The sequence below is a fragment of the Aeromonas sp. XH genome (assembly GCF_033348475.1).
GTDB lineage: Bacteria > Pseudomonadota > Gammaproteobacteria > Enterobacterales > Aeromonadaceae > Aeromonas > Aeromonas sanarellii.
Genome location: NZ_CP137630.1, coordinates 2,734,205 through 2,746,538 on the forward strand (window position 1 = coordinate 2,734,205; position 12,334 = coordinate 2,746,538).

Below are 12,334 nucleotides of genomic sequence, written 5' to 3' on the forward strand. Positions count from 1 at the left end.
GCAGTCTTTCGCCATCGGGTTGTTCACCACCCGGATGGAGCAAGGATGTTAATGAAATTTTAAATCCATCCGGTATGCTGACATCCAACTGGTCCAACCGGATGGCTCATATGGATGTGCAACTGCTCCTGCTCTACCTCTCCCCCCTCTTTCTGGCCTTTATCGGCTGGGAGATGCTCTACCTGCGAAGACACGGCGCCGCCTATCCCACCGCCGGCTACCAGTGGAAGGATCTCTTCGCCAACGCCACCCTGGCGCTGATGCACCAGGGGGGCGATGCCCTGGCGGCCGTCGCCATCGCCTACCTCTATGACACCCTCTGGGGCTGGCGGCTATTCGATATCGATCTCAACCTCTGGAGCCTCTTGCTGCTGTTCCTGCTGCAGGATCTCTGCTACTGGCTGTTCCACTTCGCGAGCCACCACGTACGCTGGCTCTGGGCCTCCCACGTGGTGCATCACAGCTCGGAGCGGCTCAACCTCTCCACCGCCTTTCGTCAGAGCCTGATGTATCCGGTCTCCGGCATGTGGCTGTTCTGGATCCCCATGATCCTCATCGGCTTCCCGCCCGAGGCGGTGGTGGCCACAGTGCTCGTGAGCCTGGGCTTCCAGTTCTTCGTCCATACCCAGGTGGTGGGCAAGCTCGGCAAATTGGAGTGGATCCTCAATACCCCTTCCCACCACAGGGTGCACCACGCCAGCAACCCCAAATATATCGATCGCAACTTCGCCGGGGTGCTCATCATCTGGGACAGGCTGTTCGGCACCTTCGTCGAGGAAGACCCGGCCGAGCCGTGCCGCTTCGGCATCACCAAGCCCGTCCACAGCTTCAACCCCCTCACCCTCACCTTCCACGAGTGGCGCGACATGCTGCAAGAGGCCCGCAGCCTCCCCTGGCGGCAGAAGCTCGCGGTGCTGTTTGGCAAGCCGGCCGGTCCCGCCAGCCGCTGAGCACGCCCGGCAGACAACCCGCGGACAAAAAAAGAGCGCCTCTGGGCGCTCTCTTCATTGGCTTACTCACTCAGACGTGGGCAAAGGACCAGATGGCGGGAATGAGGCTCAGCAGCGTCACCCCGGCCAGCAGCCGCTCGCGCCCGCTGAGCCGCAGCTCGGCCCCGAGCTGGCGGCGGCTGTAGAGAAACAGCAGCAGACCCGGCCCGTAGAGCAGCAAGGAGAGCAGCAGGTACTCCACCCCGGCGGCATAGAGCAGCCAGAGGCCGTAACCGCTCGACACCAGCGCCACCGCCCGCATCAGACCATTGCCCTCGCCACGCAAGGAGAGCTTGAGCAGGAACAGACCGATCAGCAGGTAGGGCACCAGGATCATGGAGGTGGAGATAAGCAGCAGGTTGGTGTAGCCCTTGCCGAGCAGCCACACCAGCAGCAGACAGCCCTGCACCGTCAGGCTGGTGAGCCAGAGCGACGCTATGGGGGTGCCGTTGCGGTTCTGGCGCCGGAAGATGGCCGGGAAGGCCCCGTGGCGCGCCGCGCTGAACGGCACCTCGGCCGAGAACAGGGTCCAGCTCACGTAGGAGGCGAGCACCGATACGATGAGGCCGGCGCTGATGAGCAGCTTGCCCCAGGAGCCGGTCATCTGGGCCATCAGCCCCGCCATGGAGGGGTTGGGCAGGGCCGCGAGCTCGGGGCGGCTCAGGATCCCGAGCGCCAGCACCGAGATGAGCACATAGAGCAGCAGCGCCAGCACCACGCCAAGCACGGTGGCCGTGCCCACGTCCCGCTTGTTTCTCGCCCGGGCCGAGAGCACCGCCGCCCCCTCGATGCCGGTGAAGACCCAGAGGGTGATGAGCATGGTGTTGCGCACCTGCTCGGAGACCGGCACCGCCAGGGTGCTGCCCTGCTGATCCGCCGCAAAGGTGACCGGATCGAACCAGTAGCAGGCGAACAGGATGAACAGCAGCAACGGCAGGCTCTTGGCCAGGGTCGCCACCAGATTGAACAGGGCCGCCTGCTGCACGCCGCGCGCCACCAGCAGGTGCACCGCCCAGAGGATGCAGGACTCGCCGATGAAGGCGCCCAGGGTGTTGCCCTCGCCGAACCAGACCCGCTGCGGGGTATCGACGAAACTGCCCAGCGCCGCGAAGGCGATCACCAGATAGCCCACCACGCCTATGGTGGCACAGAGCCAATAGCCCCAGGCGGAGAAGAAGCCCACCAGATCGCCGAAGCCGGCCCGGGCATAGCTGTAGATGCCGCCGTCGAGCTCGGGTCTGAGTCGCGACAGATAGAGGAAACTCGCGGCCAGCGCCAGTATGCCGACCCCGGTGACACCCCAGCCGATCAGCACGGCGCGGGCCCCCGCCACCTCGGCCATGTTCTGGGGCAGGCTGAAGATGCCGGCCCCCACCATGGAGCTGAACACCAGGGCGGTGAGGGACCAGAGCCCGATCTTGCTCTCTTTCATGGGCGCTCCTTAACGCAGCCGGCTGGCCAGCGCCTCTATGTGTTCCGGGCCTATGCCGCAGCAGCCGCCGATGAGGTTTGCCCCGGCCGCGCGCCAGCGATCGGCCCAGCCGAGGTAATCCAGCGGCCCCAGATCGCCGCGGATCTCGTCCAGACCGTCGTTGGCTGTGGCCTCCTTGGGCTGGGGCGGGAAGGCGTTGGCATAGGCGCCGAGGCGAACCTCGGTGCGACCCAGGGCCTGCAACGCGGGGCCGGCTACCTTGATCGCCCCTTCGATCACCTCGGGCTGGCAGCAGTTGAACAGGATGGCATCCACCCCGGCCGACGCCAACGCGGCCACGGCATCGGCTACCCGCTCCCCGGAGCGCAGGGTCGGTTCGCTGCCCGGCGCCTCGTCTTCCAGGGTGAAGGAGACCCAGAACGGCTTGCCATCATCGGGCAGCAGGGCCTTGAGGGCCAACGGCTCGGCGATGAGGCTCATGGTCTCCGCCAGCCAGAGATCCACGTGGGGGGAAAGCGCCCGGATCAGCGGGGCTGCCAGCTCGCTCACCCGCTCGGCTTGATACAGATCGGCGCGATAGGAGCCAAAGAGCGGCGGCAAGGAGCCGGCCACCTGCACGGAGCCCGGCTGCTCGTCGGCCACCTCTCGGGCCAGTTGCCCGGCCAGGGCCGCCAGCCCCTCCCCTTGGGCGGCAAAGCGCGCCTCGCCGATATGGAACGGCACCAGGGCATAGCTGTTGGTGGTGATGACCCTGGCCCCGCTCGCCACATAGGCCTGATGCACCTCGCGCACCGTCTCGGGTGCCTCCATCAGGGCCAGCGCCGACCACTCCGGCTGGCGAAACGGCGCCCCCCGACGTGCCAGCTCGCGCCCCATGCCACCATCCAGTACCCACAAATCCTTTGTATTCATCTCTGTCTCTCTGCGTGTACCCGTCGTGACGGGTGTTTATTGTGTGGAATCACATTAAGCCATCAAAACATCTAGACGGCTAGAATGCTTTTTGCATCATGACCCAAAGTAGAGGAAGAGGCAATCGGACACTACGAACAAATTCGAGCAAGCTCAGGGGGATAGCGGCAAAGGAAGGGGACGTCCTGACCGCTGAGGCCTCAGCCCCAGGGTGAGAAACGGCAAGAGGCCACCCGAAGGTGGCCTCTTGTGGCGACAGATGAACTGGCGGCTCAGCGCCCGGCCAGCACCCGCTTGGTCTGCTTGACCCAGTCGGAGACCCGGCCCTGCTGGGGGTATCCCTGCCAGATCTGCTCCCACTGGGCGGGACTCAGGGGGCGGCCCAGCCTGCGCTGTACCCCGGCGTAGAGGTAGTCGTGGGCCGTGGTGCGCGCCTGGGCCGAGGTGAGGAACTTGGAGACGGGATCGGTCAGGCGCACGTCCCGCATGCCGAGCAGGGGATAGTCGCTGTGCACCGCCGCCAGCATGGTCTCGCGCATCGCGGACTCGATGTAGCCGCGGGCAAACAGGGCGGTCACCGACTCGAGCGCCCCCTGATCCGGGCCGTGATACTCCTCGTCGAACACAGGGCTGGGCTCCGCCACGGCGCTCTGCACCACCGCATCGGGATCCGGCTGCGGCACGACCACGGCGGCCTTGGGGGCTGCCGGTTTGGCGACTGTGGTGGCCTTGCGCGGAGCGCTCTGGCTGCAGGCGCCGAGCACGAGGGCGAGCGCCACACAGGCCAGCGCTCTGGAATGAGACGACATCTTCATGGTTCCTTGTTAACTCCTATCACGCTTCCTGAACGGGCTTGTCGGCCGGGACGGGCTCGACCCGGGTGACCAGCAGCTGGTCAATCTTGTAGCTGTCGATGTCGACGACTTCGAACTTGTAACCGGCGTATTTGACCGAGTCGGTTCGCTTGGGGATCTTGCGCAGCATGTACATGATGAAGCCGGCGATGGTCTCGTAGTTCTGGTTTTCCGGGAACTCCTCGATGTCGAAGGCGCGCATCACGTCGGAGATGGGGGTGACCCCGTCCACCAGCCAGGAGTTCTCGTCCCGCTGCACTATCTGCTCTTCCACCACGTGGGTGGCCCACTCCCCCATGACGGTACTCATCAGGTCGTTCATGGTGACGATGCCCACCACCAGGGCGTACTCGTTCATCACCACGGCGAAGTCGCCGCGATGGTTCTTGAAGTACTCCATCGCCTCGTAGAGGTTAAGGGTGTCGGGGATGATGATGACGTTCTGCACCAGGGAGCCGCTGTTGAGATCGATGCTCTGGCCGCCGATGACCCGGATCAGCAGCTCCTTGGCGTCGACGAAGCCCTTGATGCTGTCGAGGTTGTGGTCGCACACCAGGAACTTGTTGTGGGGGTGCTCGGCGATCTTCGCCTTGATGCTCTCCTCCCCCTCCTGCAGGGTGAAGTAGATGAGGCTCTCCCGCGCCGTCATGGCGGAGGTGACGCCGAGGGACTGCAGCTCGAACACGTTCTCGATGAGCTGGTGCTCCTCGCGCTGGATGACGCCGGCCTCGGCCCCCGCATCCATCACCGCATAGATGTCGTCCGAGGTGATCTCGTCGTTGCGCACCATGGAGATGCGCAGCAGGCGAAACAGGCCGTTGGCCATGCCGTTGAACAGCCACACCAGCGGCATCAGCAGGGTGACGCACAGCAGCATGGGGCGCACCACCACCACGGCGATCCGCTCGGGCATGGTCATGGCGAGGCGCTTGGGCATGAGATCCGCGATCAGGATGAACATGCCGGTGACGAACACGAAGGAGGCCGCCGAGCTGATCTCGCCGAGCCAGGGCCCCTGATAGAACTCGGAGATGAACGCCTTGATGGCCGGATTCAGGGCGGACTCGCCCAGGATGCCGCCCAGGATGGCGACGGTATTGAGGCCTATCTGCACCACGGTGAAGAAGTTGCCAGGCTGGGCCTGCAGCGCCAGTACCTTCTCGGCATGGCGGTTGCCCTCGTCGGCCATCACCTGCAACTTGATCTTGCGGGAGGCGGCGAGGGAGATCTCGGAGAGCGAGAAGAACACGCTGCCGGCGACCAGCAGCATCAGAAAGAACAAACTATCGGCAAAACTCATGATTGACCTATTGCGACAGCCGCCTTGACACAAGACGGCAAACTGGGCCCGGGAAACCGGACCGTGACTCCATCCGGGACTCACACAGGGGCCACATTCTAGCAGAAAAGCCCCCGTTGGGGGGCGTTATCTTAAGATGCCCCTGGATGCAACAAAAAAAGGCGCTTTACGCGCCTTTTTATTCATGTCGGGATCAGTGTTTACCCAGCAGATCGTTCAATTCGTCCGCCTTGGTGTGGCGCACGTCCTTGCCCTTGACGTAATAGACGATGTACTCGCAGATGTGCTGGCAGCGATCGCCGACCCGCTCGATGGCCCGCGCCGCCCACAGCACATTGAGCACCTGGGGGATGGTGCGCGGGTCTTCCATCATGTAGGTCATCAGCTCGCGGATGATGGACTCGTACTCCCGGTCCACCTTGTCATCTTCCTTGTAGACCGCGAGCGCCGCGTCCAGATCCATGCGGGCGAAGGCGTCGAGCACGTCGTGCAGCATCTTGATGGTGCGGCGACCCATGTTCTCCAGCGACACCAGCGGCGGCTGGGGCTTGTTGGCGTTGTCGGTCAGCATGCGGGCGATCTTGTCCGCCACGTCGCCGATGCGCTCCAGATCCGTAATGGTCTTGATGATGGCCATCACCAGCCGCAGGTCGGACGCGGTGGGCTGACGCTTGGCGATGATGCGGGTGCACTCCTCGTCGATCGCCACTTCCATGGCGTTCACCTTGTGGTCGTTGGCCACTATCTTGCGCGCCGCATCCAGATCCTGACCATGAATGGCGGCGATGGCGTCGGTGAGCTGCTTCTCCACCAGCCCCCCCATCACCAGCACCTGGTTGCGCACGCTCTCGAGCTCGGCATTGAACTGACCGGAGATGTGTTTGTTGAGGTTCATATTGTCCATACAAATAATCCTTGTTGCTCCGAGTATGCCTTAGTCGTGGAACCGACTGCCAATCTGTTTGTTGATGCTCATCTTGTTCATCTCAATAACCCCTGTTGCACCAACATGCCTTAGCCGTAACGACCGGTGATGTAGTCTTCGGTCTTCTTCTTGGCCGGGGTGGTGAAGATGGTGTTGGTGTTCGAGTACTCGATAAGCTCGCCCATGTACATGAAGGCGGTCTGATCCGAGACCCGCGCCGCCTGCTGCATGTTGTGGGTCACGATCACCACGGTGAACTGGCTCTTGAGCTCGTTGATCAGCTCCTCGATGGTGAGGGTGGAGATGGGGTCCAACGCCGAGGTCGGTTCATCGAGCAGCAGCACTTCCGGCTCGATGGCGATGGCACGGGCGATCACCAGACGCTGCTGCTGGCCGCCGGAGAGGCCGAAGGCGTTGTCGTGCAGGCGATCCTTCACCTCGTCCCAGAGCGCCGCGCCGCGCAGGGAGCGCTCGGCGGCCTCGTCCAGGGTACGCCTGTCGTTGATGCCCTGCAGGCGCAGGCCATAGACCACGTTCTCGTAGATGGACTTGGGGAAGGGATTCGGGCGCTGGAACACCATGCCCACCTGGCGGCGCAGGGCGGAGACATCCACGCTCTTGTCGTAGATGTTGTGGCCGTGCAGCTGGATCTCCCCCTCGATGCGGCAGATCTCCACCAGATCGTTCATCCGGTTGATGCAGCGCAGCAGGGTGGACTTGCCGCAGCCGGACGGGCCGATAAAGGCGGTGACCTGCCCCTTGGGGATCTTCATGTTGACGTTGAACAGCGCCTGCTTGCTGCCGTAGTACAGGTTGAGATCCTTGACCTCGAGGGCGGTCTGCTCCGGGGTCAGGTTCAGCAGATCGGTGGCGGTGTGCTGGGTCGAACTCGGTGTTACGTTGATCATCTGTTTACCTCAAATCTGTCGGTGGCGGCGGGCACTCTCATGTCCGCGGCCGGAATGCTTGGCTGGCAAGGGGGCAACTGCCCATCACTTGCCTCGCATCAGTCTGGGTGGCTGGATTAATGCGCCAGCGACCGGAATGTTTCACGCAGGTGGCGAATACCCGCGATGCCCGTCAGCTTCATCATCAATGCTCCAAAGAACGGAACTTCTCGCGCAAGTGGTTGCGGATGCCGATGGCCGTCAGGTTGAGGCCGACGATCACCGTCACCAGCAGGAAGGAGGTGGCATAGACCAAGGGACGCGCCGCTTCGACGTTCGGACTCTGGAAGCCCACATCATAGATGTGGAAGCCAAGGTGCATGAACTTGCGCTCCACGTGCAGGTACGGGAAGTTGCCGTCCATCGGCAGGGTCGGCGCCAGTTTCACCACCCCCACCAGCATCAGGGGCGCCACTTCACCGGCCGCACGGGCGATGGCCAGGATGAGGCCGGTCATGATGGCCGGGCTCGCCATGGGCAGCACGATGCGCCACAGGGTCTCGGCCTGGGTGGCCCCCAGGGCCAGCGAGCCCTGGCGAATGGTGCTCGGGATCCGGGCCAGCCCCTCTTCGGTGGAGACGATCACCACCGGCAGGGTCAGGATGGCCAGGGTCAGGGCCGACCAGATGACGCCGGGGGAGCCGAAGGTGGGGCTCGGCAGCGCTTCCGGATAGAAGAGTCGGTCCAGCGATCCCCCCAGGGTATAGACGAAGAAGCCCAGGCCGAACACGCCGTACACGATAGAGGGCACCCCCGCCAGATTGATCACCGCGATGCGGATGATCTTGGTCAGGCTGTTCTTGCCCGCGTACTCGTGCAGGTAGACCGCCGCCACCACCCCGAGGGGCGTCACTATGATGGCCATCAGGATCACCATGAAGACGGTGCCGAAGATGGCCGGGAACACGCCCCCTTCGGTGTTGGCCTCGCGGGGCTCATCGGAGACGAACTTGCCGATCTGGTGGAACCAGTGCCCCATCTTGGCCATCAGGCTCATGTCGTTGGGCCAGACCACGTCCAGCACCCTGGACATGGGCATGGTCACCAGCTCGCCACGCATGTCCTTGACCGTGATGCTGTCTCTGTCCGCCTGGGCACGCAGGGAGAAGAGCTCTTTTTCCAGCACCTGATAGCGATCGTTCAGGGCCTGGCGCTCGCTCGCCAGCTGGGCCTTGAGCTCGTCGGTCAGCTTGTCGTCCAGCTCCGCCTTGCGCTCTTTGAGGCGCAGCCGCTCCAGCTGGTAGTTGATGCTGCCGATGTCGCCCTTCTGCAGCTCGTTGGCCTGCTCCGAGAGGTCGTTGGCGCGGGCCAGCACCCGTTGCAGCGCGGGATGCAGATCCTGGGTCAGCTCGCGGCCATCCTCCTTCACTCCCACTATGTAGCCGTAGAAGTTGCCGTTGGTGGCACGCTCCACCATGGCGAGCTCCGCCGGCTGGGTGCGCGATACGATGTCGGTCTCCAGTACCCAGCGGAAGTCCAGATCGACGAACTCCCGGTTGCCGGTCTTGACCAGGTAACGGGTCAGCTCCTCGCGCTCCTCCCCTGCAAGCTGAAGACCGGAGGCCCGCAGCCGCTCCACCGGCACCAGCTCGCGATCGTTGATCTCGCCGATCAGCACGCTCTTGTTACCGTTTGCATCGCTCAACTGCCACTCATAGATGGGGTGCGGCCAGAAATAGACCAGACCACGCCAGCCGATCAGCAACAACAGACCCAGTACGGCCACCAGACTCAGGCTGACGGCGCCCCCCGTCATCCAGATCCAGGGGGCCCCCGATTTAAACCACTTACCCATTGTCGATTCCTTAGTCCTTACAGAGAGCTGTACTTTTCACGCAACCGCTGGCGGACGAATTCGGCCAGGGTATTGAACATGAAGGTGAACACAAACAGCACGAAGGCGGCGAGGAAGAGCACGCGGTAGTGGGAGCTGCCCACTTCCGATTCCGGCATTTCCACCGCGATGTTCGCCGCCAGGGTGCGCAGCCCCTGGAACATGGAGAAGTCCATGATGGGGGTGTTGCCGGTGGCCATCAGCACTATCATGGTCTCACCCACGGCGCGGCCCAGGCCCATCATCACCGCCGAGAAGATGCCCGGGCTCGCGGTCAGGATCACGACGCGGCTCAGGGTCTGCCACGGGGTGGCGCCCAGCGCCAGGGAGCCCTGGGTCAGGTGCTTGGGCACCGAGAAGACGGCGTCTTCGGCGATGGAGAAGATGGTGGGGATCACCGCAAAGCCCATGGCGATGCCGACCACCAGGGAGTTGCGCTGGTCGAACTTGATGCCCATGTCGTGGGTCAGCCAGATGCGGGAATCCCCGTGCATGAAGGCGTTCTCTATGATGGGGCTCAAGGCGAAGGCCCCCCAGCCGATGAACAGCAGCACCGGAATGAGCAGGATGGCGTGCCAGCCTTCCGGCAGCCAGGTACGGCCACGCTCCGGCAGATAGTTCCAGACCAGCGCCGTCAGCAGCATGCCCATGGGCAGCAGGATCAGCAGCAGGATCACCCCGGGCAGGGCTCCTTCTATGATGGGCGCGAGCCAGAGACCCGCCAGGAAGCCGAGGATGACGGTCGGCAGCGCCGCCATGATCTCCACCGTCGGCTTGACGTACTTGCGCAGCCCCGCCGACATGAAGTAGGCGGTGTAGATGGCGCCGGCGACGCCGAGGGGCACCGCGAATACCATGGCGTAGAAGGAGGCCTTGAGGGTACCGAATACCAGGGGCACCAGGCTCAGCTTGGCTTCGAAGTCGTTGCTCGCTGAGGTGGACTGCCACACGTACTGGGGCTCGGGATAGCCTTCATACCACACCTGCTGCCACAGGGCAGACCAGGTTACCTCGGGGTGATCGTTCTCCACGTCAAAGACCTTGAAGTCGTCCCCCTGCTGGGTCAGCAACAGGTTGTGGCGGGGAGAGATGGCGACGGCCGCGAGGCTGCCCCCCTCGATCTGCTCGCCGAGCAGCTTGGCCTCCCCGGTGGCATGGAAGAAGTTGATCGCACCATCTTGACTGGCGCTGATAAAGCCCTTGCGGAAGTGCTCCGGGGTCAGCAGCGCGACCGGGCCGTCACCCTTGAAGTCACGGATCTGGGTGAACTGGCGCTTGCCATCCTGAGCCACTTCGAACCACTGGGAGATGACGCCGTTGTCGTTGCCCACCAGCAGGGAAGAGGCGCCGGAGAGCAAAGCCACCTGGGTCACGTTCGCATTGGGGGCATTGATCTCCATGACGTCGCGCAGGGAGATGTCATTGAGATTGTGGATGTCGTAGACGGAGAGACGGTTGCCCTCGCGCACGAACAGGATACGCAGGTTCGGGGTCAGCAGCATCTGATCCACGTGGCGCGGCAGGGACGGAATGGCGTAGTTCTCGCTGCTCCACTCCACTTCCCCGGAGAGGAAGTTCTCCTCGCCGCTCATCACCATCAGCACGCCGCGGCCATCTTCGGTCACGGCGGCCGTGGCCATCTTGTCCTTGGTGGCCTCGAAGACCATGCGGGTCAGCGCCTTGCCTTGGGGATCGATCACCACGGGCTCTTCACCGAAGGGATATTGCAGGCTGGGTTCGATGACGCGCACGTCGTTGGGATAGGAAACCTTGAAATAGGGCTGCACCACCTGGGCCTTGCCATCGGCAAAGCCATAGGCGATGAGCTTCTGGCCAGGTGCAGGGGGGGCCACCGCAGTGATGTCACCGGAGACCTGCGCATCGCCGATCACCTGACCCACCTTGATGTCGCCATCCGCCTGAACGGCAAAAAACTTGACCTTGCCGAGATCGCTGAAGCGATAGCCTATCTCGTTCTGCTCCTCGACACCGAGCCAGGCGGTCTTGCCCTGGGTCGGCAGCTCGAAGGAAGAAGTCGCCTCCATGCTGGCGCCATTGAAGATGGGCTTCACCACGTAGAGCAGATAGAAGAAGATAAGCAGCAGCGCCACCAGCACCAGGGCTCCCCCTGTGGTGACGCCATATTTGGCCAATTTATCCTTGATCCGGCGTTTTCGACTGCCCGCCATGACCAGATTTAACGATTCCGATGACATGCAAGACCTCAATGTGAGCTAGGCTTGGCGGCATTATATGGCGGTTGCATGACAGTTTTGTTACATGAAGGCCATCTTGGCGGGGCTTATCTGCAGGCGAGAAAGCGGCATCACAGTGCCATGAAGAAGGTGGCAAGAGACTGTTTTATAACCTTAAAAAGGTATTAAAAGAGATGCAGGAGCGCACCGGTTGCGCTCCTGCCTGTCAAGTGTCGGCAGCCGGGGTTTGTTGCAGCGCCAACCTGGCCGCCTTCTTCTCGGCGCGGCGCCGCTTGAAAAAGTCCGACAGCTGGGCCGAGCAAGCGTCGGCGAGCACCTCCCCCGTCAGCGCCACCCTGTGGTTGTGGCGCGGGTCCAGCAGGATATCGAACACGGACCCTGCCGCCCCCGTCTTGAGATCCCGGGCGCCGTAGACCACCCGCTTGACCCGGCTGTGGATGAGGGCCCCGGCGCACATGCAGCAGGGCTCCAGGGTCACATAGAGGGTGGTGTCGATCAGCCGGTAGTTTTCCAGCCTCTTGCCGGCCTCGCGCAGCGCCATGATCTCCGCATGGGCGCAGGCATCGTGGTCGCTGATGGAGCGGTTCCAGCCCTCCCCCAGGATCTCGTCCCCCAGCACCAGCACGGCACCGACCGGGATCTCGCCTATCCCCTCCGCCCTGGCCGCCAGCGCCATGGCGTGGCGCATCCAGCGTTCGTCCTGCTCGCTCTGGCTGGCCTGTGCTGCGACTTCCGATGGTTTCACGCCCTGCTCCTCTCTGGTTGGTTGATGGCGGCAGACTGATGACGGTAGATCATGCTCGACGGGGACAGGGGCGACGGCCCCGCCACAGTCGGCATCCCCCGACATGAGATGCCCGCCGGGGGGGCGGCGATTATGCCAAAACTGCTGCCCAGGCCCAAGCCGCATCTTGGTTGAACAATA

The 12,334-nt window shown here is 63.3% G+C and carries 10 protein-coding genes; 1 reads left to right on the forward strand and 9 read right to left on the reverse strand.

Features of this window, described 5'->3' with window-relative positions; all coding sequences use genetic code 11:
- Window positions 1–110: 110 nt before the first annotated feature.
- Window positions 111–950: a sterol desaturase family protein gene (locus R2B70_RS12575; RefSeq protein ID WP_042076448.1), complete on the forward strand. Its 840-nt coding sequence runs from the start codon at window positions 111–113 to the stop codon at window positions 948–950.
- Between the two features lie 70 nt (window positions 951–1,020).
- On the opposite strand, the gene R2B70_RS12580 is transcribed toward R2B70_RS12575, so the two are convergent.
- The 9 genes from R2B70_RS12580 to tadA all read right to left on the reverse strand — a co-directional run bounded on the left by R2B70_RS12580 (window position 1,021) and on the right by tadA (window position 12,154).
- Entirely contained in the window at window positions 1,021–2,421 is a 1,401-nt protein-coding gene (locus R2B70_RS12580; protein WP_318161634.1) for a basic amino acid/polyamine antiporter, read from the reverse strand.
- Between the two features lie 9 nt (window positions 2,422–2,430).
- Window positions 2,431–3,333, reverse strand: a complete 903-nt coding sequence (locus R2B70_RS12585; RefSeq protein WP_318161635.1) for a homocysteine S-methyltransferase family protein — start codon at window positions 3,331–3,333, stop codon at window positions 2,431–2,433.
- Window positions 3,334–3,605: 272 nt separating this feature from the next.
- Window positions 3,606–4,148, reverse strand: coding sequence for a hypothetical protein (locus R2B70_RS12590; protein ID WP_318161636.1), 543 nt, complete (start codon window positions 4,146–4,148; stop codon window positions 3,606–3,608).
- A gap of 19 nt (window positions 4,149–4,167) precedes the next feature.
- Window positions 4,168–5,487: a hemolysin family protein gene (locus R2B70_RS12595; RefSeq protein ID WP_042076397.1), complete on the reverse strand. Its 1,320-nt coding sequence runs from the start codon at window positions 5,485–5,487 to the stop codon at window positions 4,168–4,170.
- Window positions 5,488–5,680: 193 nt separating this feature from the next.
- Window positions 5,681–6,391 (reverse strand): phosphate signaling complex protein PhoU, encoded by a 711-nt coding sequence (gene phoU / locus R2B70_RS12600; protein ID WP_042076394.1) that lies wholly within the window; start codon window positions 6,389–6,391, stop codon window positions 5,681–5,683.
- A 110-nt stretch (window positions 6,392–6,501) separates the two neighbouring features.
- On the reverse strand, window positions 6,502–7,320 hold the full coding sequence (pstB, locus tag R2B70_RS12605; RefSeq protein WP_042076392.1) for a phosphate ABC transporter ATP-binding protein PstB: 819 nt from the start codon (window positions 7,318–7,320) through the stop codon (window positions 6,502–6,504).
- A 184-nt stretch (window positions 7,321–7,504) separates the two neighbouring features.
- On the reverse strand, window positions 7,505–9,154 hold the full coding sequence (gene pstA, locus R2B70_RS12610; protein ID WP_209792994.1) for a phosphate ABC transporter permease PstA: 1,650 nt from the start codon (window positions 9,152–9,154) through the stop codon (window positions 7,505–7,507).
- A gap of 17 nt (window positions 9,155–9,171) precedes the next feature.
- Window positions 9,172–11,409 carry an ABC transporter permease subunit gene (locus R2B70_RS12615; protein ID WP_318161637.1) on the reverse strand — a complete coding sequence of 746 codons (2,238 nt, stop codon included), beginning with the start codon at window positions 11,407–11,409 and terminating at the stop codon, window positions 9,172–9,174.
- 205 nt (window positions 11,410–11,614) lie between these two features.
- On the reverse strand, window positions 11,615–12,154 hold the full coding sequence (tadA, locus tag R2B70_RS12620; protein WP_084202657.1) for a tRNA adenosine(34) deaminase TadA: 540 nt from the start codon (window positions 12,152–12,154) through the stop codon (window positions 11,615–11,617).
- Window positions 12,155–12,334 lie beyond the last annotated feature (180 nt).